The 26,608-nt window shown below is 69.7% G+C and carries 20 protein-coding genes and 1 pseudogene; 10 read left to right on the top strand and 11 right to left on the bottom strand.

The features are described 5' to 3' along the window. Window positions 1–101 precede the first annotated feature (101 nt). Both CU254_RS05330 and CU254_RS05325 read left to right on the top strand, forming a co-directional pair. Entirely contained in the window at window positions 102–3,164 is a 3,063-nt protein-coding gene (locus CU254_RS05330; protein ID WP_050788115.1) for a BTAD domain-containing putative transcriptional regulator, read from the top strand. Between the two features lie 107 nt (window positions 3,165–3,271). Next, on the top strand, window positions 3,272–5,533 hold the full coding sequence (locus tag CU254_RS05325; RefSeq protein ID WP_009073476.1) for a hypothetical protein: 2,262 nt from the start codon (window positions 3,272–3,274) through the stop codon (window positions 5,531–5,533). Here the strand turns inward: CU254_RS05325 and CU254_RS05320 are convergent. The 3 genes from CU254_RS05320 to CU254_RS05310 all read right to left on the bottom strand — a co-directional run bounded on the left by CU254_RS05320 (window position 5,530) and on the right by CU254_RS05310 (window position 8,242). Further along, window positions 5,530–6,651 carry an epoxide hydrolase family protein gene (locus CU254_RS05320; RefSeq protein ID WP_009073474.1) on the bottom strand — a complete coding sequence of 374 codons (1,122 nt, stop codon included), beginning with the start codon at window positions 6,649–6,651 and terminating at the stop codon, window positions 5,530–5,532. The genes CU254_RS05325 and CU254_RS05320 overlap by 4 nt on opposite strands. A 92-nt stretch (window positions 6,652–6,743) precedes the next feature. Further along, window positions 6,744–7,733 (bottom strand): glutathione S-transferase family protein, encoded by a 990-nt coding sequence (locus tag CU254_RS05315; protein ID WP_037712622.1) that lies wholly within the window; start codon window positions 7,731–7,733, stop codon window positions 6,744–6,746. A 26-nt stretch (window positions 7,734–7,759) separates the two neighbouring features. Then, complete coding sequence (locus CU254_RS05310) at window positions 7,760–8,242, bottom strand: MarR family winged helix-turn-helix transcriptional regulator (protein WP_009073469.1); 483 nt, start codon at window positions 8,240–8,242, stop codon at window positions 7,760–7,762. A 97-nt stretch (window positions 8,243–8,339) separates the two neighbouring features. On the opposite strand from CU254_RS05310, the gene CU254_RS05305 reads away from it, so the two are divergent. After that, window positions 8,340–8,897, top strand: coding sequence for a YceI family protein (locus CU254_RS05305; RefSeq protein ID WP_009073467.1), 558 nt, complete (start codon window positions 8,340–8,342; stop codon window positions 8,895–8,897). Window positions 8,898–8,954: 57 nt separating this feature from the next. Here the strand turns inward: CU254_RS05305 and CU254_RS05300 are convergent, their stop codons facing one another. The 4 genes from CU254_RS05300 to CU254_RS05285 form a co-directional block, all read right to left on the bottom strand. Continuing rightward, window positions 8,955–9,407 carry a pyridoxamine 5'-phosphate oxidase family protein gene (locus CU254_RS05300; RefSeq protein WP_009073466.1) on the bottom strand — a complete coding sequence of 151 codons (453 nt, stop codon included), beginning with the start codon at window positions 9,405–9,407 and terminating at the stop codon, window positions 8,955–8,957. Window positions 9,408–9,456: 49 nt separating this feature from the next. Beyond that, on the bottom strand, window positions 9,457–10,005 hold the full coding sequence (locus CU254_RS05295) for a hypothetical protein (protein ID WP_009073464.1): 549 nt from the start codon (window positions 10,003–10,005) through the stop codon (window positions 9,457–9,459). A gap of 71 nt (window positions 10,006–10,076) precedes the next feature. Next, complete coding sequence (locus tag CU254_RS05290; RefSeq protein ID WP_009073462.1) at window positions 10,077–11,570, bottom strand: alpha/beta hydrolase; 1,494 nt, start codon at window positions 11,568–11,570, stop codon at window positions 10,077–10,079. Further along, window positions 11,567–11,860, bottom strand: a complete 294-nt coding sequence (locus CU254_RS05285; protein WP_037712618.1) for a hypothetical protein — start codon at window positions 11,858–11,860, stop codon at window positions 11,567–11,569. Before CU254_RS05285 ends, CU254_RS05290 begins: the two co-directional genes overlap by 4 nt. A 430-nt stretch (window positions 11,861–12,290) precedes the next feature. Between CU254_RS05285 and CU254_RS05280 the strand changes: the two genes are divergently transcribed. The 3 genes and pseudogenes from CU254_RS05280 to CU254_RS05270 all read left to right on the top strand — a co-directional run bounded on the left by CU254_RS05280 (window position 12,291) and on the right by CU254_RS05270 (window position 15,611). Then, entirely contained in the window at window positions 12,291–13,682 is a 1,392-nt protein-coding gene (locus tag CU254_RS05280; RefSeq protein ID WP_009073458.1) for a sugar porter family MFS transporter, read from the top strand. Between the two features lie 203 nt (window positions 13,683–13,885). After that, a pseudogene (locus CU254_RS05275) lies at window positions 13,886–14,442 on the top strand (SDR family oxidoreductase); the annotation flags it as partial. A gap of 281 nt (window positions 14,443–14,723) precedes the next feature. Beyond that, entirely contained in the window at window positions 14,724–15,611 is an 888-nt protein-coding gene (locus CU254_RS05270) for a helix-turn-helix transcriptional regulator (RefSeq protein WP_009073453.1), read from the top strand. A gap of 817 nt (window positions 15,612–16,428) precedes the next feature. Here CU254_RS05270 and dinB read toward each other — a convergent pair. Then, the gene (dinB, locus tag CU254_RS05265; RefSeq protein ID WP_009073448.1) at window positions 16,429–17,646 is read right to left on the bottom strand and encodes a DNA polymerase IV; all 1,218 of its coding nucleotides are present in this window, start codon (window positions 17,644–17,646) and stop codon (window positions 16,429–16,431) included. A gap of 98 nt (window positions 17,647–17,744) precedes the next feature. Between dinB and CU254_RS05260 the strand changes: the two genes are divergently transcribed. Beyond that, entirely contained in the window at window positions 17,745–18,323 is a 579-nt protein-coding gene (locus CU254_RS05260) for an HAD family hydrolase (RefSeq protein ID WP_100266708.1), read from the top strand. A 460-nt stretch (window positions 18,324–18,783) separates the two neighbouring features. Here the strand turns inward: CU254_RS05260 and CU254_RS05255 are convergent, their stop codons facing one another. Further along, window positions 18,784–20,292: a serine/threonine-protein kinase gene (locus CU254_RS05255; RefSeq protein ID WP_009073446.1), complete on the bottom strand. Its 1,509-nt coding sequence runs from the start codon at window positions 20,290–20,292 to the stop codon at window positions 18,784–18,786. Window positions 20,293–20,428: 136 nt separating this feature from the next. Between CU254_RS05255 and CU254_RS05250 the strand changes: the two genes are divergently transcribed. The 3 genes from CU254_RS05250 to CU254_RS05240 all read left to right on the top strand — a co-directional run bounded on the left by CU254_RS05250 (window position 20,429) and on the right by CU254_RS05240 (window position 24,788). Then, a complete protein-coding gene (locus CU254_RS05250) occupies window positions 20,429–21,679 on the top strand; it encodes an MFS transporter (RefSeq protein WP_037712616.1) in 1,251 nt (416 codons plus the stop codon). A 1,372-nt stretch (window positions 21,680–23,051) separates the two neighbouring features. Then, window positions 23,052–24,338 (top strand): diguanylate cyclase, encoded by a 1,287-nt coding sequence (locus CU254_RS05245; protein ID WP_009073440.1) that lies wholly within the window; start codon window positions 23,052–23,054, stop codon window positions 24,336–24,338. 33 nt (window positions 24,339–24,371) lie between these two features. Next, window positions 24,372–24,788, top strand: a complete 417-nt coding sequence (locus tag CU254_RS05240) for a VOC family protein (protein ID WP_009073438.1) — start codon at window positions 24,372–24,374, stop codon at window positions 24,786–24,788. 88 nt (window positions 24,789–24,876) lie between these two features. Here the strand turns inward: CU254_RS05240 and CU254_RS05235 are convergent, their stop codons facing one another. Together CU254_RS05235 and CU254_RS05230 are read right to left on the bottom strand one after the other, a co-directional pair. Then, window positions 24,877–25,632, bottom strand: a complete 756-nt coding sequence (locus tag CU254_RS05235) for an SDR family NAD(P)-dependent oxidoreductase (RefSeq protein ID WP_009073437.1) — start codon at window positions 25,630–25,632, stop codon at window positions 24,877–24,879. A gap of 122 nt (window positions 25,633–25,754) precedes the next feature. Continuing rightward, a complete protein-coding gene (locus CU254_RS05230; protein WP_037712612.1) occupies window positions 25,755–26,597 on the bottom strand; it encodes a hypothetical protein in 843 nt (280 codons plus the stop codon). Between the last annotated feature and the right edge of the window lie 11 nt (window positions 26,598–26,608).

Below are 26,608 nucleotides of genomic sequence, written 5' to 3'. Positions count from 1 at the left end.
GACTGCAAACTTGGTGTCGACTCCATTTTCTGCCCCGAACCTCCCGGATATCGGGGAGATCCCGGAGGACGGGACGGCCTCCGGCGCGGCATCATCGACCCGTGCGGATCGGCTTGCTGGGCCCGCTGGAGGTCCGGAACGACGACGGTGCCGCAGTCGAGATCGCCGGCGCCCGATTGCGGACGCTGCTGAGCGCCCTCGCGCTGGAACCCGGCCGGGTCGTGCCCGCCGGGCGGCTCGTCGACGCCGTCTGGGGGACGCGTCCGCCGGCCACGGCCAACGCGCTCCAGGCGCTCGTCTCGCGGCTCCGCCGGGTCGGCACCCGGCTCGACTCCACGCCGTCCGGCTACCGGCTGCCCGAGGCGACCGTCGACGCAGCCCGGTTCGAGGAGTTGGTCACCGTGGCCCGGACGGCACCCGACGAGAAGCGCGTCGTACTGCTGCGCGAGGCGCTCAACCTCTGGCGCGGCCCGGCGCTCGGCGACGTCTCCGACGCGCAGTTCTTCCAAGGTCACATCGCGCGGCTGAACGAGCTGCGGCTGTCGGCGACCGAGGAGTACGCCGAAGCCGCCCTCCGGCTGGGGCACGGCGCGGAACTCGCCGAAGAACTGTCGAGGCTGCTCGCCGAACATCCGCTGCGGGAACGGCTGGCCGCGACGTTGATGCTCTCGCTGCAAGCCGCCGGACGACCGGCCGAAGCGCTGCGGGTGTTCGCGCGGATCCGGATGGCGCTGGCGGACGAACTCGGCACCGACCCGGCTCCCGAACTGTCCGCCGCGCACACCAAAATCCTCCGCGAAACGGTGCCGGACGAGGAGGTCGCGCGCACGAACCTGCGGGCCGAGCTGACCAGTTTCGTCGGCCGGAACGCCGAGGTCGCGCGCGTGGCCAAGCTGGTCGGCGAGTACCGGCTCACGACGCTGACCGGGCCCGGCGGGGCCGGAAAGACCCGGCTGGCCACGGAAACCGGACGGCATCTGCTGTCCGAGCGCAGCGGCGTGTGGTTCGCCGAACTCGCCCCGATCGCCAACGGCGCGGACGTCCCGCAGGCCGTGCTCGACGCGTTGGGCCTGCACGAGCAGATGTACCCCGGATCGCGCGCCCACGGCACTCCGCGCGAGCGGGCGGCGGGCGCGTTGCGCGACCGGGACGCGGTGCTGGTGCTCGACAACTGCGAGCACGTCATCGAAGCCGCCGCCGAACTCGCCGAATACCTGCTCGGCGAATGCCCGCGGCTGCGGATTCTCGCGACCAGCCGGGAGCCGTTGGCGCTGACCGGCGAGGCGCTCTGGCCGGTCGAACCGCTGACGCTGCCCGCGGAAGGGGCGACCGCCGTCGAAGCGACGGCGTGTGCTTCGGTTCGGCTGCTGGCCGATCGCGCCGCCGCGGTGCGGCCAGGGTTCACCGTCGACGAGTCCACTGTGGACGACGTGGTGCGGATCTGCCGGGCGCTCGACGGAATGCCGCTCGCGGTCGAACTCGCCGCGGCGCGGTTGCGGTCGATGACCGTGTCGCAGCTGGCCGCCCGGCTCGGCGATCGGTTCCGCGTGCTCACCGCGGGCAGCCGGACCGCGCTCCCCCGGCACCGCACGTTGCGCGCGGTGGTCGACTGGAGCTGGGACCTGCTGGAACCGGACGAGCGGCAACTGCTGCGCCGGTTGTCGATCTTCTCCGGCGGCGCGACCGCGGCGGCCGCGGAAGCGGTCTGCGGCGGCACGGCGGAGCTGCTCAGCGCGTTAGTCGACAAGTCGCTGCTGACCGTCTCCGAGAACGGCGAGCCGCGCTATCGGATGCTCGAGACCATCAAGGCGTACGGGCTGGAACAGCTCACCGCAGTCGACGAACGCGAGGAACTCCGGCAGGCACACGCGGAATGGTTCGCCAGTTTCGCCGAGACCGGCGACAAATACCTGCGCCGGGCCGAGCAGATCGAATGGCTCGCGCGTTTCGCCGCCGAGCACGGCAATCTGATCTCCGCCGTACGCGGTGCCATCGCCGCTGGCGAAGCGACGACGTCGCTGCGGCTGGTGACGTCGTGCGCGTGGTTCTGGATGCTGACCGGGCACAAGACCGAAGCGCAGGAGCTGATCGAGGCGGCGCTGGCGTTGCCCGGCGAGGCGGACCGCGAGCTGCGCGCGATGGGGTACGCGATGGCCGCGTTGCTGCTGACCATCGGGATGACCGCTGAAACCTCCGCGGACGCCTTGGGCCGCAAAGCACTCGAACTCAGCCGCGGCAGCAAGAATTCCTTGCTGCGATCGATCATTCCGGTGTTCACGCAAACCGGGGAACCCAGTGCTCTGGAGTCCACATTGGACGACTTGCTGTCCGATGAGGACCCGTGGCTGCGCGCGCACGCCCGGCTGCACCGGGCGCGCACGCAGCTGAACCTCTGGCACGACTCGGCCGCGCAGGAAGCCGACATCCGCGAGGCTGTCCGGCTGTTCCGGCTGAGCGGGGAACGCTGGGGAAGGTCGTTGGCGCTCAACAGTCTCGCCGAGGTCGTCGGCCGTCGCGGCGAACTGGAGGAAGCCGTTTCGTGCTACGAGGAATCGATCCAGGTCGTCTCGGAACTCGGGTCGGCGGATGACGTTCTGTTCGCCCGCGGCCGGCAAGCACACCTGTTCTGGCAGCTCGGCGACGAGGCGGCCGCAGCGGCCGCGATAGCCGCCGCCGAACGCGACGCGCGGAGCGTGCCGTTCCCCGATTCGCTCGCCTTTCTGGCCCAGACGAAATCGGATCTGGCGCGCTGGCGCGGCGAGCTGGCAGAAGCCCGCCGGGAGCTGAACCGCGCCGAAGCGCTGTTGAGCGAATCCGAACCGCATCCGTTGTTCCGCGCGATGATCCAGCATTCGCACGCCTACCTGGACGCCCAGACCGGCGACCTGCCCGCCGCCCGGGAGCGCCGCCGCGAAGCCCTCGCCTTGGCCGCGGAAGCCGGCGAGGCACTGTATCTGTCGATTGTTCTCGTGGGCGTCGCCGACCAGGCCCTGCGCATCGACCGTCCAGTTGCCGCCGCCGACCTGCTAGCCGCTGCGGACCGCCTCCGCGGCGGCCCCCACTTGGCCCTGCCCGACGCGACGGCCGCGGCAGCCGCCGTCCGGGCCCAGCCGTCAGGCACGGTCGACGACCCGATCGCCCTCGCGCACGACATCCTCAGCTGACGAATCCTTCGGGAGCCACCGCAGCGCAAGGGCTGCTCGCCGTCCCTTCGCGCTAACGGTCGCCGAAACCGGCCCGCCCGGAGCACGTCCTGTGGCATCATCCGCCGGTGACCGGCGAGCGGAGCGACCCGCACTCGATCGAGGAGGAAGACCTCGAGGATTTCGACTCGTGGACCGCGCAGGCCGCGCTGGCCTCCCTGATCGACGAGACGCTCAGCTCCCCCGAGGTCATCCGGCTGCTCGCCCGCGAATCGCTGCGCGCCGAGGTCGTGCGGGAGGAGCTGTTCGCGAACGAGACCCTGCTCGCCAAGATCCGGACGCTGCAGGATCAGGTCATGGCCGAAGGCGACCGGGGATTCCGGCCGCGCAACCGGCCGGTGTCGCCGCGCGAGGTGCTCTGGCTGCTGGTCGCGGTGCTGCTCGGGCTCGCCTACCTCAGCCTGATGACCGCCGCGTGGAACCAGCTCCCGCTGTTCTTCCGGATCTTCGCCGGGATGATGATGCCGTGCGTCCTGTTCGCCACCGGCGCGCTCGCGGTCCGCAAGGTCACCGCGTTGCGCGAGTGGATCAACCCGGACGCCATGCAGTTCCACGAGGAGCAATTCGGCCTCGGGCCCCGGCGTTCGTTCGCCGCGCGCGAGATCGTGCTGCCCGAGGTCCGCGACGTCATTTCCGCGCACCGGCGATTGCACTTCGGCACCACGTTGGTTTTCGAGCAGCAGTACGACCTCGGCGAGGAGGACAGCACCCGGATCGTGCCGACCGCCGCGGCGAAACGGATCCGGCGGGTCCTCGAACGCGCGGGTTCCGGCGCGGTCGCACTCGGCGGGCAACGCGGGTCCGGCAAGACGACCGCCATCCGTTCCATGCAGCGCGGTCTGCTGCACGGCAGCGAAAACCCCGCGCCGCTGGTGGTGGTCGCCTCCGCCCCGGCCACCTACGACGCCCGCGATTTCGTGCTGCACCTGCACAAGCTGCTGTGCCAAGCCGTCCTCGAACGGATCCGGCAGACGCTGGGTCCGGCCATCGGCTGGCGCTGGTGGGCCCGCCGGTTCTGGCGCGGATCAGCCGATCTCGTGCTCTCGGCGGCGCTCGGCTGGGCGATCGGCGGCCTGCTCTGGACCGGGAAATTCGCGCAGTTCCCCGTCGATCTGTGGCACACCGTCCGCAAAGTTCAGTTCCCCGACCTGCTTGGTCCATTGTGGACAGAGCAGCCAGTCGCCAACCGGATCGCCTTGGGCGTGGTCGCCGTCCTCGCGCTCCGCTGGGTCTGGAAACTCCTCGCGACCGCAACCGGTGCCGTGCTGCTCTTCCTGCGGCGCAAGTCGTCCGCCGGAGCACGTGCCCTCGAAGCCGAAGCGCGACGGCAGTTGCTCCGCATCCAGTACCTCCTGACCTACACCACCGGCTGGTCCGGCAAACTCGCCGTCCCGGCGGGCGGCGAACTGGGCCGCACCCGCACCACGCAACGGGCCGAACAGCAGCTGACGCATCCGGAAGTCGTCGACGAGTTCCGCTCGTTCGCCCAGCTGACCGCCGAATCCCTGCGCGCGGAAGGGATCACCGACCGGGTCGTCGTCGCCATCGACGAACTGGACAAGATCGGCGAGCAGGACAAGGCCCAGCAGCTCGTGAACGACATCAAGGGCATCTTCGGCGTGCCCGGCTGCCTGTACTTCGTGGCGGTGTCCGACGACGCGGTGCTCAGCTTCGAGCAACGCGGACTGGCCGTGCGCGACGCCTTCGACAGCGCGTTTTCCGAAGTGGTGCGCCTGGAATCGTTCACGCTCGACGAGAGCAGGCTGTGGATCGCGCAACGGCTGCCCGGCGTTCCGGAGCAGTTCTGCTACCTCGGCCACTGCCTCTCCGGCGGCCTGCCCCGCGACCTGCGCCGCACCACGATCGACATGGTGGACGTGACGATCGAACACTACGAGCCGTCGCTGTCCACGGTCACCGGCATCCTGGTCCGCGCCGACCTGGCCGCCAAGGCGAGCGGCTTCGCCGGACAGGCCCGCGGGCTCGCGCAAACGCCGGAGCTGACCGAACTGTGGCCGAAACTCCTCCGCATCCCCGACACCCGCGAAGCAGCGGAACTCGCCGAACTCGCCGCCGAACTGCACGAAGGCGCGACCTCCGACCTCGCCGACGCGGTCAACCGGCTGCGGTTGCACAGCAGCGCGTTCGTCCTCTTCTGCGCCACCGTCCTGGACATGTTCACCGACGCGCTCACCCAGTCCCGCCTCACGCCGAGCCTGCACGAACTGGCCATCGCCCGGCGACGGCTCGCACTGGATCCGCATCTCGCGTGGGCCACCCTGACCGACTTCCGCAAAGCACACGACCTGCCGCTTCCCGCGCGGGCCTAGCGGACGAGACGGAAGAACCCGCGCACCTGCTCGACCAGCGACTCCGGCTGCTCCAGAGCGGCGAAGTGTCCGCCTCGCGGCAGTTCCTCGAACCAGCGCAGGTCGGTGAACCGCAGCTCGGCCTCCCGCCGCGACGGACGGGTGATGTCGCGCGGGTAGACCGACAGCCCGGACGGCGCGGTGACCTTGTCCCGGAAGTTGGCGAAGCTTTCCCAGTACAGGCGCGCCGACGAGGTGGCGGACGCGGTGAACCAATAGACCGAGATCTCGTCGAGGATCGTCTGCCGCGACACCGCGTCCTCAGGGTGGCCGTTGTGGTCCGTCCAGGCCCAGAATTTCTCGGCGATCCAGGCGGCCTGGCCCGCCGGGGAGTCGGTGAGGCCGTAGCCGAGGGTCTGCGGCCGGGTCGCCTGGAGCGCCGAGTAACCGCGGCCGGTGCGCTGGAACTCCTTCTCCGCCTCGAGATTCGCCAGTTCCGCGGGCGTCGGGTCGGCGAACGTGCCCGCCGCCACGGACCCCAGATTCACGTGGACGCCGGCGACCCGCTCAGGCGCCACCTCGCCCAGCGCGCCGGACACCGCCGAGCCCCAGTCGCCGCCCTGCGCGCCGTACCGGTGGTAGCCCAGCGAGACCATCAACGTGTCCCAGGCGCGTGCGATGCGCGGGACACCCCATCCGGTCGTCGCCGGCTTGTCGCTCCAGCCGTACCCGGGCAACGACGGCGCGACCACGTGGAACGCGTCCGCCGGATCCCCGCCGTGCGCACGCGGATCGGTCAGCGGGCCGAGGACGTCCAGGAACTCCAGCACCGAACCCGGCCACCCGTGCGTGAGCACGAGCGGGAACGCGCCCGGCTCCGGCGAACGGACGTGCAGGAAGTGAATGCCCAGGCCGTCGATCGTGTCGCGGTACTGCGGGAAGACGTTCAGCCGCTCGGCGAACCCGAAGTCGTAGTCCTCGGCCCAGCTGCGGCACAGCTCCTGCGCGTAGGACAGCGGCAGCCCCTGCGACCAGTCGTCCACCGGCTCGGGCTCGGGCCACCGCGTCCGCCGCAACCGATCCCGCAGGTCCGCGATCTCCGCTTCGGTGACGCGGACTTCGAACGGCTCGGCGGACATGGCAAAACTCCTTACGGGTCAAGGCGGTGCCGGAGCAGACGCGGGCGGACCGCCATCGCGGACTCCCCGCGTGGCGGCAGATTCGGGACGACCTAGCTCCCCAGCTCAGGAACCCGCTCCCCTGCCGGCGGCGGACCCGGCGGCGTCCCGTCCCCGAACGGCCTCCCGCCCAGTTCCTCCCGGCCGTGCGGCGTCAGCCACCCCGCCAGGTCCGGCCCCAGCGGCACGATCCCGGTCGGGTTCACGTTCCGGTGCACCACGTAGTAGTGCTCCTTGATCTGCCCGAAATCGATCGTGTCGCCGAAACCGGGCGTCTGGAACAGATCCCGCGCGTACGCCCACAGCACCGGCATCTCCGTGAGTTTCTGCCGGTTGCACTTGAAATGCCCGTGGTACACCGCGTCGAAGCGGACGAGCGTCGTGAACAGCCGGACGTCCGCCTCGGTGATCGTGTCGCCGACGAGGTACCGCTGGCCGGCCAGCCGCTCGGACAGCCAGTCCAGCCGGGAGAACAACGCGCGGTACGCCTCTTCGTACGCCTCCTGCGAGGTGGCGAAACCCGCTTTGTACACGCCGTTGTTCACGTCCCGGAAGACCTTCTCCGCGACGTCCTCGACCTCGTCGCGCAGCCGTTCCGGGTACAGCTCGGGCGCGCCGTCCCGGTGGTAGGCGCCCCATTCCAGCGACAGGTCGATCGTGATCTGCTTGAAGTCGTTGGTCACGATCTGCCCACTCGGGACATCCACAATGGACGGAACGGTGATCCCGCGCGGATAGTCCGGGTACCGCGCGAAAAACGCCTCCTGCAGCCGTTCGATGCCGAGCACCGGGTCGCGGCCGCCGGGATCGAGGTCGAAGGTCCAGCTGCGCTCGTCATGCGTCGGGCCGCACAGGCCCATCGACAGCACGTCTTCGAGGCCGAGCAGCCTGCGCACGATCGACGCGCGGTTCGCCCACGGGCAGGCGCGCGCGATCACCAGGCGGTACCGGCCCGGCTCCACCGGCCAGCCGTCGCGGCCGTCGGCGGTGATCCGGTCGGAGATGTAGTTCGTGTCGCGCTTGAACTCACCCTGGTCGGGCATCGGAAGCCTTTCGTCGGGGGTCGGGTCTAGTCGTCCGGGCAGGCCGAACCGTCCGGCGGCTCCAGCGCGGCGGCCAGCCGGGCGAGGATCGGGCCCGCGGCGCGGACCTCCTCGGGCGAGAGGTGGTCGAACAGGAACGAACGCACCCGTTCGAGATGCCCGGGATACGCGGCGGCTAACTTCGCGCGCCCCGCTTCGGTGAGCGTCGCGTGCGCGGCCCGCCGGTCCTGCGGGCACTTCACCTTCTTGACCAGCCCGCGCCCCACCATCGCCTCCACGACCCGGCTGATCCGGCTCAGCGACAGCGCCGTGGCCTGCGCCAGATCGGTGAGCCGCAGCCTGCCTTCGGGCGCTTCCGCCAGCGACACGAGCACGGTGTAATCCGTCAGCGAGACGCCGTTGTCGTGCGCGAACTGGTCCTCGAGAGCCCGCGGCAGGACTGTGACGAGGCGCATCAGCGGACGCCACACCGCCTCTTCTTCGCTGGTCAGCGGGGTTCTGGTCACCACAAAGGGGGAGTATATCCGACACTTGCTCGCGCAATCAGTTATTGTGGGCTACAGTGCTAGTTGAACACTCAACCAAGGACCCGAAGGAACGGAACTCATGACCAGCGCGACCACCTACGCCCACCTGACCGGCACCTACACGATCGACGGCACGCACAGCCGGATCGGCTTCGTCGCCCGCCACGCCATGGTCACCAAGGTCCGCGGCTCCTTCAACGAGTTCGAAGGCTCGTTCACCCTGGACGGCGAGAACCCGGCCAACTCGAGCGCGAACGTCACCATCCAGACCAAGAGCGTCGACACCCGCAACGCCGACCGCGACGGCCACCTGCGCAACAACGACTTCCTGTCCGTCGACGAGTTCCCGACCATCACCTTCACCTCCACCGGAATCGCGCAGACCGGCGAGGACACCTTCGACGTGACCGGCGACCTGACCGTCAAGGGCATCACCAAGTCGGTCACCATCCCGTTCGAGTTCGGCGGCTCCGCGAAGGACCCGTTCGGCAACGACCGCGTCGGCTTCGAGGGCAAGACCTCGATCAACCGCAGCGACTACGGCGTCACCTTCAACGCCGCCCTCGAGACCGGCGGCGTGCTGGTCTCGGACAAGATCACCCTCGAGTTCGAGATCTCCGCGATCAAGAACGCCTGAACGAACAGCCGGTGAAGGGTTCCGGAATCCGGGGCCCTTCACCGTCGTGTCCGGGCCTCAGACGTCGAGCGCGGTGCCGTAGAGCCGCTCGACCGGGAGCCGGATCACCACTCGCCGCTCGGCCACCTGCTGCTTCAGGAACGCCTCTGCGTCCTCGGGCCGCGCGGCCTCCGGGAGCATCGCGAGCAGTTCCTGCCCCACCGCGTCGCCGGGAACCTCGGTGACCTCGGAAACCTCCGCTCGCCCCTCGGCGACCGCGAACGACCACACGTCGCCGCCTTGGACGTGCAGCGTCGCCCGCGGGTTGCGGCGCAGATGACCGACCTTGCTCCGGTCGGCAGTCGTCGAAAACCGCACCACCCGGGCGTCGGGATCCCAGCTGTACAGCATGGTCGTCAGATGCGGCTGACCGCTGCGTTTGATCGTCGCGAGCGTGCCGAACCGCTGCTGGCTCAGCAGGTCCGAAAGGGCTTCGTCGGACAGCTTCCGGGGTGCGGGTCCTTGACTCATACCCGTGCCCAACTCCCCGCCGGTCCGGCAAATTTCCGCGAGCGGACGATCAGAACGCGGTGCCTCCGTCCGACCACGACGTCTGGCCGAAATCCTCGTCGTCCACCGGCGCGCGGCGCGGTCGGGGACGTTCCGGCTCCGGCGCGACCTCAGGTTCCTCGACTTCCTCGACGGCCGCGGGCGCGGCTTCCGCCTCCGGAGTGCCCTTCGGCCAGACGCACGGCGACGTCGCACCGAGATACAGCTTCCCGAGTTCGTTGGCCTGCAACGACATGTCGAAGCCGTCCCGCTCGTTGCGCGCGAAGACGTACTGGTCGGTGGGCCGCCGGTCGGTCAGCACGGTGAAGCCGTGTCCCTGCCACCACTTCACGACGGCGTCGAACTGGGCGGCGAAGGTGTCCGGTTCGAGCCCGGTCACCTCGTACGTGGCGGAGATCTCGTACCGCCCTGCCGGGCCGTGGTCGGTCGGGTCGGTGCATTCGGAACGGTTGCGGGAGAACAGTTCCCGCCCGGCCGGCGCGGGCAGCGCGGAGAACGCGCCGCGCACGTAGTCCTCGACCCGATCGCGGGCTTCGGTTTCGGTGATCGTGGGGGTCATGGCTCCACCTCCTGGGGAGCAGGCTACGAGGGGAAGGGCGGCGAGGCAGGCCAGCGCGGTGCGGCGCGCCGTCACGCCGGGAGCCCGGCGATGATCCGGCCGAAGCTGCGCAGCGACGGGTTGTTGTCCTCCCAGTATTGGCTGTGCGCGGCCCCGGACAGGCCGCCCTCGTACCACGGGCCCTTGTCGCCCGGAGCGGATTCGAAGACCTGGCCGCCGAAGCCGCCGCCGGCTGGGCTCGGGCCGAGCGGGTCGTGGCCGCCGACGCCGATGTTGGTCATCTTGATCAGGTCGTGTTCCGCGACCGTCGAGTGCACGTGCTGGGCGACCTGGTCCTGTGGGACGCCGTCGAGGTGCAGCTGGTTCGCGTGTTCGACGCCGACGCCGGGGCTGCCGACGAAGATCAGGTCGTCGGCGTTGAGCCCGCCGTCGCGAGCCGCGTGGCCGATCACCGTCGTGCCGTAGCTGTGGCCGAGCACGGTGTTGTGCGACGGCGCGCCTTCGTGCGAAGCCCGCAGGCCGTCCTCGAATTTCGACAACGCCTCCTTGCCGCCGTCGGCGTACTTCTCGCTGGCGGCGTTCACGAGTTCGTCCGGCGCGTCGTAGCCGACCCACGTGATCACCGACGTCGACGGCGAGCCCGCCATCGTCGCCGACTGCCACATCTTGTCCGACCGGCCGAGGTCGCCGCCGATCTTGGCCAGCTCGCTGCCGGTACCGGGCACATAAGTCGCGACATTCGCCGCGGTGTCCGGGTTTCCGGCGGCGACGACCGCGGTGCCGTCGCCGCTGACGTCGAGCGAGATCAGGAACGCGGGCGGTTTGCCGTCGGCCGCGAGCCGGTCGCGGATCGCGGTGAGGCCGCGCAATTGCGCGTCGTCTCCCTTGCGCTTGTCGATTTCCTGTTGCAGCACAACGCGATTGGCCGCGTCCCGATCGACCACCGGAATGCCGTCGAGGTTGCGGATCAGGTCCGGATTGTCGCGCAGGATGGAGGACTGCGCGGAGTCGGACAGGCTGTCCCACCACGCCCGGTTCTCCGCCGGGGTGGCGTTCGGTTTCGGCCGGCTGGTGGTCGCCATCGCCAGCGCGACCATTCCGGTGCCGCCGCTCTCGCCCTTCGCCGCGCGGTCGAGCACGACGGTGAGGTCCGCGTCGATTTCGGTGGCGTCGCGGAGAATCCGGCTCACCCGGTCGGCGACTTCGGCCTGCCGCTCGGGTTCTCCGCTGACTCCGCCGCCGTCGTCGATCCGCATTCCGTTGCGCGAGGCGAAATCGTCGACCTCTTGCACCGCCGAACTGATCCGCTCGACCGCCAGTTGCGCGTCGTGCACCCCGCGCCGGACAGCCGACACGTCCGTGGTCAGCTGCCGCAGTTCCGCGGTCAGCGCGGTGCCTTTGGCGGTCGCCGCGTCCGCCGCGTCGCCTTGCCAGGCGCCGAACTTCGTCATGGCGTCGGCATCGTCGTTCGCCGCGGAGAGCCGGGCGGCCCGGGTGCCGAGCGCGTCGACCGCCGCGGCGAGGTCGGCCGGATTCCAGCGCCGGACGTCTCCCCAGGTGATCATCGGCCCGCCGCCGCGATCTCGCCGGTGGCGTTCTGGTCGGCTCCGCGGTAGCCGGCCGCGGCCTGATCGAGGTTGCCCGCGTATGCCTCGGTGTCGGCGGTCCACTTCGGAACGGCGCGACCCCAGGTGTCGGACAGGCGATCCGCCGCGGCCACGCTCGTGCCGCCGGACAGCCCGACGCCGGCGAGCGCGCCCGCGAGGTCGGCCGTCCGCACGGTCGCCGCGGCCTGGCGCGCCCGTCCGGCCGCGGTCGCGACCTCCCCCGGAGCGACCTCGAAACCCGTTCCCATGCGCATCTCCCCCACCGCGGCGATCGGACGACCCGTACGACGGACGTCCGCGACAGCCGGTTCCCGACAGTTCGGCTTTCGCGGCAACTCCTGGCAAGATCTCCTCCGCAACGCCTTGACCTGCGAAAACGCCCGCCTACCCTGTCCACATATGTGAACGCTAGTCACGTGACTGAATAGTTATCAGCCCGCGTCTTGCCCGCCGGTGACCAGCGTGTGACTGTGTACGGCGAAGTTCGAACCGGAACGGGCGAACCGGCACGCGGCGCGGGAAAGGCGTTGCGCGGCGGCGGATTCAGCCGTTCCGCAGTGCTGGACCAGTCCGGCAGTCCTTGTCCCCTCGACCCCCATTCGTCCGGCCAGGACGGCGCTGACCTCCCGGGCAGCGGACCAGGACCGGCCGGCCATCCCGGAAAGAGACGGCTCGGCAATGACACAGACAGCCGCGGCGCGGCGGCCCATCGGCAGAACGACGCTGTATTTCTTCGGTGCCCTCGGCGGCATCCTGTTCGGCTACGACCTCGGGGTCATTTCCGGGGTGTTGCCGTTCATCGGGAAACTCTGGGGCCTGTCCGGCTGGGACAAAGGCGTCATCACCGCGAGCATTTCCGTCGGCGCGATCGTCGGCGCGAGTTTCTCCTCGCGGCTCAACGAAAGGCTCGGCCGCCGCCGGACGATCATGACGGCCGCCGTGGTCGTCATCATCGGCACGCTCGCGGCCACCTTTTCGCCGACCTTCGCGTTGCTGATCATTTCCCGGCTGGTGATAGGCGTGGGAATCGGATTGTCGTCCTCGACGGTCCCGACGTACCTGTCGGAACTCGCTCCGGCGCGGCTGCGCGGGGCGATGGGCGCGCTGAACCAGATCTTCATCGTGCTCGGCATCCTGATCGCGTTCCTCGTCAGCTACGGGCTCGGCAGTTCGGGCAACTGGCGGCTGATGTTCGCCGGCGCGATCGTGCCGGCGGTGATCCTGCTGGCGGGCCTGGTGTTCCTGCCCGAAACGCCGCGCTGGCTCGTCGCGAACGGCCATGAGGAACAGGCGCGCGCGGTCCTGCTCAGCTCGCACGGCGGCGGCGTGAACGTCGACGAGGAGATCGGCACGATCCGCGAGGTCATCCGGCTCGACTCGGAATCGGCGAAGACCCGGTTCCGCGACCTGCTGACGCCGACCGTGCGGCCGATGCTCGTGGTGGCGCTGCTGCTCGCGATGGGCCAGCAGTTCAGCGGCGTGAACGCGGTGAACGCGTACTTCCCGACGATGCTGATCGGCCTCGGTTTCGCGACCCAGGCGGCGCTGCTGTCCGGCGTGCTGCTGGGCGTGACCAAGTTCTTGTTCACCGCGTGGGTCGTGTTCGTGGTCGACCGGTGGGGCCGCAAACCGCTGCTGCTGATCGGCAACGTGCTGATGGTGCTGACTCTGGTCGCCGCCGGGTTCATCGTGCTGGAAGTCCACGACACCGCGACCAAGGGCATCCTGATGCTGGTCGCGATGGTGCTGTACCTGGTCGGCTACGAACTGGGCTGGGGCGCGGTCGTGTGGGTCATGATGGCCGAGGTGTTCCCGCTGAAGGTCCGCGCCGCGGGAATGGGCGTAAGCAGCGTCGTGCTGTGGGCCGCGACCGGCATCATCAGCGCCGTGTTCCCGATCATCTCCGACCCCGGCGCACTCGGCCTCGGCGGTTCGATGTTCCTGTTCGCGGGAATCAACGTGGCCCTGTTCTTCCTCACGAAATGGCTCGTCCCGGAAACCAAAGGCCGGACGCTGGAGGAAATCGAACTCGACCTGCGCGGGCGGACGCACGCGAAGGCGCGCGCCTGAATTTCTCTTGGGGTGCGGCCGGGCGGCAGGGGATTTCCCTTGCCGCCCGGCCGTTTTTCATCGCTCTGAGGCTCCGTACAGCCTCGACTCCGAGTACACATTCGGACTAGACCGCTTGATTGACGGCGACCAACCGATCGGCTGGATAGCTTTTGCGCTGACCCGGCGCTCAGGGAATCCGAGCCTCGATCTGCGCGAGATGATCAATCCCCGCCGACCTGTCCAAACCTGACCGTGTCAACGCCTCGCCGACCTGGTCACCGCCGACTCCGAGCACCTGGACATCCTCGTCAACAACGCCGGAGCAATGTGGCGCGAACCGCTGGAGACGTTCCCCGCCGAGGCCTGGGACGCGGTGTTAGACCTCAACCTCAAGTCGCCGTTCTGGCTGGTGCAAGCGCTGCTCCCCGCTCTGCGCCGGGCGGGGTCTGCCGATGATCCCGCGCGAATCATCAACATCGGAAGTATCGCCGCCATCCACGTCGCCGAGGCACCCAACTATTCGTACGCCAGCAGCAAAGCCGCGCTCCATCAACTCACCAGGGTGCTGGGCCCACAGCACATCACGGTGAACGCGGTAGCGCCAGGAGTGTTCCCGTCGCACATGATGGTGGCCACGATCGACGCCATCGGCGACAAGATCGCGGCGAAGACCCCACTACGCCGCCTCGGCCGTGACGACGACATGGCAGGCGTCGCGGTGTTCCTGGCCAGCCGGGCGGGTTCCTACCTGACCGGCGCTGTCACCCCAGTCGACGGCAGCACTACCCACCGCACCAGGCCCCAGGGGCCACCGCATTCCTCACCAACCGAGCCGGCCCTCCAAGCGCCGTCACAGTCGACGGCGGCACTGCCACCACCGCAACAAGCACCTCGACGCCATATCTCCTCGCCAGCCGAGCCGCGTCCCACCTGACAAGCGCCGTCGCCCCGGCCGACGGCGGCACCGCGAGCTTTTCCCTCCCGCCGGCGAGGAGTCCGCAGCCGTCGGGGTACTCGCAGTGCCTCCCTCAGACTGCGGCCAGCGGCTACGGTGACAGGGTGGCCACGATCGATCTGCGCACTGAGATCAAGGAATTCCTGAGCTCCCGTCGCGCGCGGATCATGCCCGAACAGGCCGGACTGCCCGCCTACGGCGGCAACCGTCGCGTCAAAGGCCTGCGCCGCGAAGAGGCGGCGCTGCTGGCGGGCATATCGGTCGACTACTACGTGCGCATGGAGCGCGGCAGCCTCTCCGGCACCTCCGACGAGGTCCTCGAAGCAGTGGCCTCCGCCTTGCACCTCGACGAGGCGGAGCGCGACCACCTGTTCCAGCTCGCGCGCCAATCCAGGACGCCCAGGCGTGCCCGCCGCCGACCTGTCGCGACAGTGCGTCCGGCGCTGCACCAGGTGCTCGCCGCCATCACCGACGCTCCGGCCTGGATTTGCAACGGCCGCTACGACGTACTGGCCACGAATCCCCTAGCCCGCGCACTGTATGCACCGATGCTGACCGAACCCCGACGCCCCGCGAACACGGCACGGTTCGTGTACCTGGAACCCGAGGCGGCGAGAGCCTTCTTCGTCGACTACGACCGAATCGCCTCCGACGTAGCCGCGAAGCTGCGCATGGAAGCCGGCCGCAATCCGCACGACGAGGACCTGATCGCCCTGGTCGGCGAACTATCGACCCACAGCGAACTGTTCCGCCAGCGGTGGGCGTCCCAGGACGTGCGGCTCCACCGGTCCGGCCGCAAACGCCTGCACCATCCCGCAGTGGGCCGGCTCGACCTGGACGTCGAATCGATGGACCTGCCCACCGACCCCGGCCTGCTCCTGAACGTCTACACCGCCCCCACCGGCACCCCGACCGCGGACGGCCTGGCCCTGCTGGCGTCCTGGGCCGCCAGCCAGGAGAAGCCAGCAAGCGAGCTTCGTTCACGCAGCTGAGTCGGGTCACCCCGCGCTCGGTGCGCCGCTGGGTCGCCGGGCTCGGTACAGCCCCGGCACGCCGCGCTCGGCGCAACCACGAGCGGCCACGCCCGATGCAGCACCGAGTCGCCACGCCCGACGCAACGCCGAGTCGGTGCGCCCGGTGCGACGCCAGGTCGCCGCGCTCGATGCAGCACCGGATCACCGCGCTCGATGCAGGACCGAGCCGCCACGCCCGACGCAACGCCCAGCCGCCACGCCCGACGCAGCACCGAGCCACCATGCCCAATGCAACGCCGAGTCAATGCGCCCGGTGCGACGCCAGGTCGCCGCGCTTGATGCAGCACCGGATCGCCGCGCTCGGCGCAGCGCCCGGGTCGGCGCGACCACGGGCCTGACGCAGGGCATGATCCGGCAGATCTAGCCCGCGCGGCATTCCCGCGTTCCCGCCTATCCGAGGCAGCGCCGAATAATCAGCGAGAGCGTCGAGCCCACGTCGATCGCGGGGCACGGGCACCGTGACCTTCACCGGATTCCGAACCAGAAGGACGAAACTCGCCGCACCACGCCAGATTCCGGCTGGGTCACACCCTCTCGCACGCGGAGTGTGCAAATCCCGGCGGGCCGAACCTCGCCCATCAGCCAACCCCGCCGGGATTGCCCCTCCCGGCTCGGGTAACAGCCCTCGCGGAGCCACCACACTCGGTCGGCACCAGCATCTCCATCCCTGATGCTGGACAATGACCTGTTGTCCAGAGGCCGGACAATGACCTCCCGCACTTGCGCGCAAGTCGTCCGAACCGCCGCGTAGTGTCCGCGGGACCACCGCATTCGATCAATCCGGCAGCATAGGCATCTCCATTCCCGCCTCGTGGCTCAGCAACGCCGCCCGAGTCAGTGCAGCCGCGCCGAAGCGGTTTCGCAACGCGTCCACCGCCGAATCCAGCGCGGTCGCCTCCGCGGACACCGCGGGGCTGGACGGTTGATCCAGCGGCAGCGCCAACTGCACCGCGCCATGGCTGTCGAGGTTCGAGAACGACAGGCCCAGCAACGTCAAACCCCGGTCGTACACCAGCGGTTGCGCCGCCGCCAGCAGACTGCGGGCCGCGCACAGCAACGTTTCCGTGTGGTCGGTGCTGTCGGCGAGTGTATGCGACCTCGTGGCACGGGTGAAGTCCGCGAAGCGCATTCGCAGCACCACTGTCCGGCAGACTCGCGACGCGCCTCGCAGCCGCCGCGCCAATCTGTCCACAATAGACACCACGATCTCGTCCAGCTCAGCCGGCGACCGGGAGCGGCGGCCCAGAGCGCGTTGCGAGCCGATCGAGCGGCGGCGTTTTCCTGGCTGGACCGCGCGGGGGTCGCGTCCGTGCGCCAGGGCGTGCAGGTGACGTCCCGAACCTGGGCCCAGCATGGAGATCAGCGCGGCCTCGGGCAGTTCGGCGACTTGGCGCACGGTGCGGACGCCGCGTTCCCGCAGCTTCGCCGACGTCACCTTTCCCACTCCCCACAACCGCTCCACCGGCAGCGGATGCAGGAATTCCAGCTCGCGCTCCGGCGGCACCACCAGCAGACCGTCCGGTTTCGCGACCCCGCTCGCCACCTTCGCGAGGAACTTCGTGCGCGCCACTCCGACCGTGATCGGCAGGCCGACCTGCGCCAGCACCTCCGCGCGCAGCCGCACCGCGATCTCCGACGGACGTCCGGCGATCCGCCGCAGACCGCCGACGTCCAAGAAAGCTTCGTCGATCGACACTCCTTCCACCGCCGGCGTCGTCTGCCGGAACACCTCGAACACCGCCTTGCTCGCCGCGCTGTAGACCGACATCCGCGGCGGCACCACCACGGCATGCGGGCACAACCGCCTGGCCTGCGCCCCGCCCATCGCGGTGCGCACGCCCAGCGCCTTGGCCTCGTAGCTCGCGGCCAGCACCACGCCACCGCCCACGATCACCGGCCTGCCGCGCAGCCGGGGATCGTCGCGCTGCTCGACCGAGGCGTAGAACGCGTCGAGGTCGGCGTGGAGGATCGGTCCTTCGCTTGTCACGAACATATGTTCGCATCGAACACCGACAAAAACCGGGATTCGTTCACTCGAACGGAGTAGAAAAACTTCCCGGAGGCCGGACGGAACACGCTAACCTCTCCCCCGTGCGGCTCGTCCTGTTCGACCTCGACACCACGCTCGTCGATCGCGCGGAGGGATTCCGCCGCTGGGCGTGGGAGTTCTGCGCGGAACACCGGCTCGCCGACGCGGAAGCCGAATGGCTCATCGCCGCCGACGACCGAGGGCGCGCCGACCGGGCGGCGTTCTTCAAGGACCTCCGCGAACGCTTCGACCTGCAGGAACCGGACCTCGAAGACGCCTACCGCGAACGCTTTCCCGCGCTCGTCCCCGCCACGCCCGGCGTACTGACCGGCTTGCCCCGGTTGCGCGCGGCGGGCTGGCGGATCGGCGTCCTCGGCGAGGGCGAACCGCAGCTGTCCACGCTGCTGTGCACCGGAATCGCCGGACTCGTGGACGGCTGGGCGCTCGCCGGGCCGGACGGACTGTCCACATCGGACCCAAAGCTGTTCGAGCTGGCCGCCGAACGCTGCGAGACCACCCTGGACGACGCGTGGCTCGTCGGCGCGGACGTCGAACCCGCACGGTCCGCCGGATTGCACACCGTCCGAGTCGGCCCGGACCGTGACACGGCCGGCGCGATCGCGCTGCTGCTGGAGAGCTAGTTCGCGGAGTCGATCCGCCCGCGCTACGACACCGTGCGGCGGCGCCACTCAGCCGTCGCACACCCGTCGCCACCGCACGAGAGCTAGTTCTCGGCGTCGATCGACAGCTGCGGTCGCACCACGACGCCGCGGAGCAGTACACCGCGCACGAGAACTAGCAACGGCATACCCAAGCCGTCTCGCACGAGAACTAGCACTCCGCGCGATCCGTCGAGCGTCGTTGCGCCGCAACACCGTGCGACGGCCTCGCGCCAGCCGTCGCCATCGCGGATGGGAGAGTTCTCCGCCTTAATCCGCCACTCGCCGTCGCATCACCACACCGCGCAGCGGCATACCCCAGCCGCAGCCCCACCACCAGCACGCAACTGCTCGACAGCTGGCGCTCCATCTCCATCCGTCACACGCCGCCGCACCCAAGACCATCGCACGGCGGGCGCCCCTCCGCCGTCGCGCAAGAGAACTAGCTCTCCACCTCGATCTGCCACGCACCATTCCGCTGCGACATCGTGTAGTGGTGAAACTCGGTCGTCGTACCGCCGCTGGCACGGTGGTACGTGATCTTCGCGGTGAGCGTGTTCTCGCCGGTGACCTGTACGTCGTTCGCCGTCACCGAGCTGAACTGGCTCCACCAGGATTTGTACCGTTCGAAGGTCTGGTTCTTCTTGGCGCGGAACCCGTCGCTGAGCATCGCCCAGCCGCTCTCCAGATTGCTCGGCAGGTACGAGAAGTAGGTGCGCAGCGCGGATGCCATCGCGTCCGGCGAGTTCGACGCCGAGCTGGAAGTCGGCAGAGCGCTCGATGAAGGCGTAGTAGACGGCGACGGCTGCGAAGCCGACGAAGGCGCCGGAGCGCTGGAAGCCGCGGAACTCGTGCCAGCTGGCGGCGGGTTCGCGGCCGGGTTTTCCTCCCCGTGGTTACGAGTAAGGAGAACCGTGACGATCACGGCGAGCACGACAAGCAGCGCGCCCGCCCCGGCGAAGATCATCCCGCGGCGTCTTCGGTCCGAGCCCGCGGGCGGAGCGGCGGCGGCCGATCCCGCGGGCGCCACAGCAGCACCCGCGGCAGGAACCGCGACCGTGGTGGGCACGGCCGGCGGTTCGGCGTCCGGCAGCGTCGGCGGTTCCGGGACCGCCGCGACCGGGGTGACGCCGCCGTCCAGTTTGCGCAGTTCCGTGACGACCTCGGCCATCGACGGCCGGTCCTCCGGTTTGAGTTCCAGCAGCTTCAGCAGCAGCGGCTCCAGCTTCCCGGCCTGTTTCGGCGGGTTGATCGAACCGCTGGAAACCCGGTACAGCAAGGCGATCGCGTTGTCCGCGGTGCCGAACGGCGGTTCGCCTTCCACCGCCATGTACAGCGTCGCACCGAGGGCGAACACGTCGGACGCGAACGTCGCCTCCTCGCCGCGGGCGACCTCCGGCGCGAGGAACGCGGGCGTGCCGGAGATTTCGCCGGTCGCGGTGAGCGTGACGTCGCCGACCGCGCGCGAAATGCCGAAGTCGGTCACCTTGACCGTAGTGCCGTCGTCGCCGAGCAGGACGTTGCCCGGTTTGACGTCGCGGTGCACGATCCCCGCCCGGTGCGCGGCGGCGAGCACGCCGGCCAGCTGCACCCCGAACGGGATCGCCTCGTCGACGGTCAGCGGCCCGTCCTCGCGCAGTTTCACCGCGAGGCTGCGCGAGGGCAGGTACTCCATGATCAGCCACGGCCGGTCCTCGTGCTCGACCACGTTGAACACCGAGATGGCGTTCGGATGCTGCAGCCGGGCGGCGATGCGGGCCTCGCGCATGGCGCGGTTGCGGGCTTCCTCGACCTTGTCCTCGCCCTGGTTCACGGGCATGAGGAGTTCCTTGACCGCGACCACGCGGCCGAGGATCTTGTCCTCCCCGCGCCAGACCATCCCCATCGCGCCGCTGCCGATCAGTTCGACGAGCTCGTAGCGACCGGCGACCTGCCGGCTCTCCTCGGTCAACGGAAAACCCTTCGGTGCGACATCATCCACGGACGGCGATCACCCAGTTTTCCACGGACGGCCGGAGCCTGATCCGCGACCCACCCGCGCCCGCCCGGGGTTGCTCCCGGTGGCCGGGTCACGACAGGGTGAGCACATGACCACGACAGCGCCGTCTTTCCGGAGCGTGTTCCGGATGGGCGAATTCCGTGCGCTCTGGCTCGCGCACGTGCTGTCGGTGGCAGGTGACCAACTAGCCCGGGTCGCGCTGACTGTGTTGGTATTCAACCGAACGGCGTCCGCGGGCTGGGCCGCCGGGACGTACGCGCTCACCTATTTGCCGGACCTCCTCGGCGGTGCGCTCGGCGGACTCGCCGACCGGTTCCCGCGCCGCACCGTGCTCGTGGTCGCGGATGTCGTGCGCGCGCTGCTGGTCGCGTTGATGGCGATTCCCGGCATGCCGTGGCCGGTCGCCGCCGGACTGCTCGTAGTCGTGCAACTCGCGGCCGGACCGTTTCAGGCGGCGCGGCAGGCAGTCCTGCCGGACCTGTTGGGCGAGGAGAAACTGGCGACCGGTCAAGCGATTCTCTCCTCGACGTACCAGGCCGCGCTGGTGATCGGCTTCGGCGCGGGTGCCGCGGTGGTCGCCTGGCTCGGCGTTTCAGGCGCGCTGTGGGCGGACGCGGTGACCTTCGCGGTGTCGGCAGCCGCGCTGCGCTGGGGTTTGCGGCTGTACCCGGTGTCCAAGGTGGCCGAACACGCGCCGCAATGGGCTTCGTTGAAGGCGGGCTGCCGGCTGGTCGCCCGGGATCGGAAACTGCGGTCGCTGCTCGCGATCGCGTGCTGCTGCGGGTTCTACGTGGTGCCGGAAGGGCTGGCGGTGCCGGTGGCCGCGCAACTCGGCGGCACCGGCGTACTCGGCTGGCTGCTGGTCGCGAACCCGGTCGGGACTCTGCTCGGCGCGTTGCTGATCAGCCGGTTGCCGCGGGCGCGGCAGGTGCGCTGGCTGGGTCCGCTCGCGGTGGCGAGCAGTCTCGTCCTGCTGCCGACCGGCTGGACGCCCGCATTGCCGGTGGTTGTGGCGGTCTGGACGGTCTCCGGGATGTTTTCCGCGCACGACTTGATCACCCAGGTGCAGTACAGCCTCGCCGCGCCGCCGGAACAGCGCGGCCAGGTGATCGGGGTCGCGATCGCGGCGTTGCGCGCGGCGCAGGGCCTGACGATCGCGGCCGCGGGCGCGCTGGCGCTGGCCTTCGCGCCGACGACGGTGGTCGCGATCGCCGCCGTCGCCGGGGCCGGCTGCGCGGCGGCGGCCGGAATCGCGTGGACGCGGGCGGTCCGAGCGGACCGCGCGGTGCGGCCCCGCCGATCTCCCCTCGACGAGGCCACCCCACCTCCCGCGCCGTAATCCGCGGGACGGGTGCGCCGCGGAACCGGTTTCGGTCACGTCCAGTTGTTGTCACGCATGCCCTCTCACCTCCTCGTGGGGCGGGCTGGGGGTCGGGTCAGCGGGTCCAGTTGTTGTCGCGCATGGCGGCGGCTCCTTTCGCGGCTCGGTGGTTGGCGGACGGCGGGGTTCAGCTGGTCCAGTTGTTGTCACGCACGGCGTGGCTCCTTTCCCGAGTTGATGGACGGTGGTCGGGCGGCTCATCGGGTCCAGTTGTTGTCACGCATGGCGGCGGCTCCTCTCGCGAGTTGATGGACGGTGGTCGGGCGGCTCATCGGGTCCAGTTGTTGTCACGCACGCGGCGGTTCCTTTCGGCTCGGTGGTTGGTGGGCGACCGGGTTCAGCGGGTCCAGTTGTTGTCACGCACGGCGCGACTCCTCTCGCGAGTTGATGGGACAGTGGTCGGCTGGCTCAGCGGATCCAGTTGTTGTCGCGCACAGCGGCGTTCCTTTCGTGGCTCGACGGTGAGTGGTTGCAGCGGCTCAGCGGGTCCAGTTGTTGTCGCGCATCGCGGCAGCTCCCTTCGCGGCATTGACGGGCGATGGTCGGCGGGACTCAGCGAGCCCAGTTGTTGTCACGCACGGCGCGGCTCCTTTCGCGAGGTCGGTGATCAGTGCCCCGGAGATTCAGCGAATCCAGTTGTTGTCCCGCATCGCGGCGACTCCTTTCGCACCTCGACGGTCAGTAATCAGCGGACTTCAGCGAGTCCAGTTGTTGTCACGTACAGCGCTCCCCTTTCTCCTCGGTGATCAGCAGCCAACGGGCTTCAGCGGGTCCAGTTGTTGTCGCGCATGGCAGTCGTTCACCTCCTCCTCTCGCATTTCGTGCAGTGGTTTCAGCCGGCTCAGCGAGCCCAGTTGTTGTCGCGCATCTCGACGCCTCCTTTCCGCATCCCGGATTCCCGGTCGAGCCGTATTCACCAGTTGTTGTCCCGCACTGTGGGCACCTCCTCTCAGCCGCGAAGACCGAAGTCTCGACTCGAGGTCGAGACCGCGAGGGAGACCGAGGTCACCGAAGAGCCGTCCAGTTGTTGTCGCGCACTGTCGTCACCTCCGTTTCAGAGTCGCGCCTTCGGCGGTTTTCGCACGTCATCGCCGGTAGGCCGGTCACCGAAAGTGGCCAGGGGAGGCCAAAAGAGACCCTCGTGGATCCCCTGGTCCGGCCCGGATTCGGAGCAGCTGGCCACTACTCACAGTGGCCACCTCCCCTCGCCGGCCGTCTGGCGCTGGGCTGTCCGGGCGAAATCGCCCCGGGGCTTCCCAGAGTCCGGACGACAGGCAGCACACAACGCGCCTCGTCGTTTACCGTAGAAGCCAATCGGGTGAGGTGAAGAGTGCGCGGACGAGTTGCCGGGTGGTTCACAGGCTGGCGCCTATGGCGGTTGCCCTCTCACGTCCGCATGTACGTGCTGCTGGTGAACGTCGTGGCCGTGGGCACCACCGTCGCCACCGCGTGGCTCGCCCCGGTGCACCAGATCGACCTGATCCGCTTCGGCGTGCTCGCCGTGTGCGCGGCGCTCGCGATCGAGGCGACCCGGCACATCGAACGGCAGCGCGAGTACAGCCGAGCGCCCACCGTCGCGTACGTCGACACCAAGGCCGTGTGGAGCATCGCCGCCGTGGTGGCGCTGCCGGCGATCCTCGCGTCGGCGATGGTCGTGCTCACCTACGCCGTCGCGTGGTGGCGGATCTGGCCGCGCGAACGGCCCGTCCTGCCGCACCGCTGGATTTTCTCCTGCGCGACCGTCCTGTGCGGGACGCAAGCCGCGGTCGCCGTGCTCGCGCTCGGCATGCACGAATACCCCGGGGGGCTCGCCGGCGGCTTCGGTCCGGGCCTGCTCGACCTGGTCGTTTTCGTGCTCGCCGCCGGACTGCGCTGGGCGATCAACACCGCGCTCGTCATGGTCGCGATCGCGCTGTCGAGCCCGCCGCGGTCGTTCGCCGACCTGTTCTCCGGCTTCGGCGACCAGCTCCTCGAAGCCGGCGCGATCGGGCTCGGCCTGGTCACCGCGGCCCTCCTGCTGCTGGCCAACCCGCTGATCCTGGCGGGCGTCGTGATCGCGCTCGTGGCCTTGCACCGCGGGCTGCTGCTCACCCAGTTCCAGCGCGACGCGCGCACCGACGTCACCACTGGGCTGGCCACCAAACGCTGGTGGCGCACGGTCACCGAGCGCTACCTCGAACGCGCGCGGGCGAACCAGGACAGCGTCGGCGTGCTGCTGCTCGACCTCGACCACTTCAAGGCGATCAACGACACCTACGGCCACCCCACCGGCGACCTGGTGCTGCGCGAGATCGCGCTGTCCCTGCGCGACGAGGTCCGCGAGCAGGACGTGTGCGGCCGCTGGGGCGGCGAGGAGTTCGCGATCGCGCTGCCGGACATCCCGAGCGCCGAGCACCTCGGCCACATCGCCGACCGCATCCGGCGGCGGATCCCGCAGGTGGTCGTCGCGCTGCCGGACCAGGACTCGGTGATCAGCGACCTGACCGTCTCGATCGGCTGCGCGCTGTACCCGGCCGAGCACCTCGCGAGCGTCGACGACGTGCTCGTGGCCGCCGACGCCGCGCTGTACCGGGCCAAGCAGGCGGGCCGGAACCGGGTGGAGCTGGCGAGCGCTTGACCGCCTGCTCGCGCCGCCGCTAGAACTCGTCCCATGGACTGGACTCTCGAGGTCGTCGTCGTCCCGGTAACCGACGTGGACCGGGCCAAAGCGTTCTACGTCGACCAAGTCGGCTTCCGCCTCGACCACGACATCAGCCCTGGTCCGGGCCTGCGCCTGGTGCAGCTGACGCCGCCGGGATCGGGCTGCTCGATCGTGCTCGGGAAGGGCATGGTGCCGGACATGCCGCCGGGGTCGCTGAAGGGTCTGCAGCTGGTCGTCGCCGACGTCCGGAAAGCCCGCGAGGAACTAGTGGAGCGCGGGGTCGAGGTCGGAGAGGTGCAGCTCTACGGCCCGGATCCGGGCACTGGGGCGCTCGAAGATCTCGACAACATCGGGTTCATCCACTTCTCGGATCCTGACGGCAACAGCTGGTCGGTGCAGCAGATTTCCGCTCGCGCGAAGGGCTGACCCTGCGGCAGCGGTTCCGCCCCGACACCGGACTCACGGCCCCTCCAGACAGCTTCAACTCGCAGCAAGCGGTGTCCTGGCGAAAGGCCTAATCCACCAGCGCACCGCAACTGACGTTCACCGTCGCCGCGGTCATCGTGCGGGCTCGGTCGGACGCGACAAACGCCGCTACCGCACCGACGTCGGCCAGGGTTGCCGTGCGGCCCAGCATGGTGGGTTCGGCTAGTTCCGCGGCCAGGGCCTCGGCTCCGGGGAAGTCCGCGGGAATGGTCTCCGGGACGCCGCCGGTCCGCAGGGTCACGGTGCGCACGCCGTAGCGGCCGAGTTCGGCGGCGAGTTGGCGGCGCATCGCTTCCAGCGCCGAGAACCCCACTTGCAGGCCGCCGACCGCGTGGTTGCGCACGGGGTCTCCGTCGCCGCCGAAGAGGAGGACGACGCCGTTGCCTTGGCGTTTCATGTGGCGGCCGGCGGCGCGCATGGTGAGGAACGTCGTGCGCACGCCGTTGACCACCGGCTGTTCGTAATCCGCCAGCGACATCTCGATCATGGGTGTTCCCTGGACATCGCCGTGGCTGATCACGTTCACCGAGATGTCGAGGCTGCCCGCGGTTTCGACTACTGCGTCGGCATGGGCGTCGACGGACTTCTCGTCGAGGGCGTCGACTACCGCGACGTCGGCGGTGCCGCCAGCGGCGCGGATCTCGTCGGCCACTCGGTCCAGCTTTTCGCGGGTGCGTCCGGCCAGGAAGACTCGCGCGCCTTCCTCGGCGAACGCTCGCGCGAACGCGCCGCCGATTCCTCCGCCAGCGCCGTACACGACCGCGTTTTTGCCTTCCAGCAGCATCTCCCGGGCTCCCTTCTCGTGCCTGTCACCAGTGCGTCGAGCGGGGAACCGGGGAATCGACACCAGGGCGGGCTACGCCCTCACCTGCGGCTCAGCGGCAAGCGGGAACCAGGCAATCGACCTCAAGGACGGCCCACGCCCATCGGATTGGGGACGGGAACACCTCCGCTGTCGATAATCCGTCGGCTCAACGGGACCGCCAGCTCCAACACCCGGTCGACCCCGGACGGACCCAGCGCTTCGAGCGGGGCGGCCGCCAGCCGGTCGGTGGTTTCTTCGATCGTTCGACGGACTTCCGCGCCGGCGGGGGTCAGGCCTTCGGCGTCGAGCAGGCCGCGATCGATCAGGGTGGCGGTTGCCTCGGCCCATTCCTCGTCGGTCCAGCCTCGGGCGCGCTGGACTTGCTCGCGGGCAGTCGCGCCGGTGGCGATGTGCGTGAGGGTGGTTTCCAGACCGGTGAGACCGGAGGCGACCGCGGCCAGGACGTGGCCGTCTCCTCGATGTTCGCGCAGGACAGCGGTCGCCAGCCACAACCGGGCCAGCGGACGGTCTGGGCGCGGCACCGCGGACCAGGCGGCGGCGAGTGGGCGCGCGTCGAACGAGCAGGCGGCGGCCGCTTGTTCCAGCAGCGCGGCCAGTTCGTCCACAGTGTCCGGCCCGAGCAACCGCGCCAACGCCGCTTCGACCGCTTCCACTCGGGTGCGCAGCACGTCGGCGGGAGAGGCGAACGTCCACGCGTCCGGCAGCGCTCGCTCGACCATCCGCGGCGCGAAGCCGAAGAACATCGACGTGACCGGTTCCGGTCCGATCGGGCCGAGCGGTGCGGCTCGGCCCGCGAAGTAGCCCATCCACCAGCCGCGCAAGCCGACGTCCTTCGCCGCCGCGGCGGGTTCCGGGGCGAAGTAGACGACTGCGTGGATCGGTTCGATGGTGTTCCAGAGGGTGCGGGCCGGGCTCGGCTTCATGCGGGCAACTT

It is taken from the genome of Amycolatopsis sp. AA4 (genome assembly GCF_002796545.1).
Taxonomy (GTDB): domain Bacteria; phylum Actinomycetota; class Actinomycetes; order Mycobacteriales; family Pseudonocardiaceae; genus Amycolatopsis.
This window is presented reverse-complemented; position numbering and strand designations above follow the sequence as displayed.

What these genes read in the sequence shown, in the direction of transcription:
- CU254_RS05290 (WP_009073462.1), bottom strand. Translation starts at nt 11,570, where the DNA reads ATGATCACCTGGGGAGACGTCCGGCGCTGGAATCCGGCCGACCTCGCC.
- CU254_RS05300 (WP_009073466.1), bottom strand. Translation starts at nt 9,407, where the DNA reads ATGAGTCAAGGACCCGCACCCCGGAAGCTGTCCGACGAAGCCCTTTCG.
- CU254_RS05250 (WP_037712616.1), top strand. Translation starts at nt 20,429, where the DNA reads ATGACCACGACAGCGCCGTCTTTCCGGAGCGTGTTCCGGATGGGCGAA.
- CU254_RS05280 (WP_009073458.1), top strand. Translation starts at nt 12,291, where the DNA reads ATGACACAGACAGCCGCGGCGCGGCGGCCCATCGGCAGAACGACGCTG.
- CU254_RS05240 (WP_009073438.1), top strand. Translation starts at nt 24,372, where the DNA reads ATGGACTGGACTCTCGAGGTCGTCGTCGTCCCGGTAACCGACGTGGAC.
- CU254_RS05305 (WP_009073467.1), top strand. Translation starts at nt 8,340, where the DNA reads ATGACCAGCGCGACCACCTACGCCCACCTGACCGGCACCTACACGATC.
- CU254_RS05320 (WP_009073474.1), bottom strand. Translation starts at nt 6,651, where the DNA reads ATGTCCGCCGAGCCGTTCGAAGTCCGCGTCACCGAAGCGGAGATCGCG.
- CU254_RS05235 (WP_009073437.1), bottom strand. Translation starts at nt 25,632, where the DNA reads ATGCTGCTGGAAGGCAAAAACGCGGTCGTGTACGGCGCTGGCGGAGGA.
- CU254_RS05315 (WP_037712622.1), bottom strand. Translation starts at nt 7,733, where the DNA reads ATGCCCGACCAGGGTGAGTTCAAGCGCGACACGAACTACATCTCCGAC.
- CU254_RS05230 (WP_037712612.1), bottom strand. Translation starts at nt 26,597, where the DNA reads ATGAAGCCGAGCCCGGCCCGCACCCTCTGGAACACCATCGAACCGATC.
- dinB (WP_009073448.1), bottom strand. Translation starts at nt 17,646, where the DNA reads ATGTTCGTGACAAGCGAAGGACCGATCCTCCACGCCGACCTCGACGCG.
- CU254_RS05295 (WP_009073464.1), bottom strand. Translation starts at nt 10,005, where the DNA reads ATGACCCCCACGATCACCGAAACCGAAGCCCGCGATCGGGTCGAGGAC.
- CU254_RS05285 (WP_037712618.1), bottom strand. Translation starts at nt 11,860, where the DNA reads ATGGGAACGGGTTTCGAGGTCGCTCCGGGGGAGGTCGCGACCGCGGCC.